The organism is Bartonella sp. AA86SXKL (assembly GCF_042196885.1).
In genome coordinates this window covers 1-270 of sequence record NZ_JBHIRE010000493.1, presented here as the reverse complement: position 1 = coordinate 270, position 270 = coordinate 1, and the positions used below count along the sequence as shown (strand labels likewise).

The window sequence follows — 270 nt, the reverse complement described above, 5'->3', positions numbered from 1 at the left end:
CAAGGCGCTCATTTGATTATTACAGTTGATTGTGGTGCGAACAGTCCAGATGCAGTAAAAGCAGCGGGGCTTGCAGGTGCTGATGTTGTCGTTTTAGATCATCATCAAATGTCAGAGGTTCATCAAGAAGCTGTTGCTCTTGTTAATCCTAATCGCCCAGATGATTTTTCTGGACAGGGGCATTTGTGTGCTGCTGGCGTTGTCTTTGTCACGTTAGCATGGGTTCATCATTTATTGCGAAAGAAGAAATTTGTAGAAGAACTTCCTGAT

1 protein-coding gene is annotated in these 270 nt (G+C 43.3%); it reads left to right on the top strand.

Going from position 1 to position 270, the window contains the following annotated elements; all coding sequences use genetic code 11:
* On the top strand, positions 1-270 hold a 270-nt coding region (locus ACFIO5_RS12840; protein ID WP_375705614.1), incomplete at both ends, for a DHH family phosphoesterase.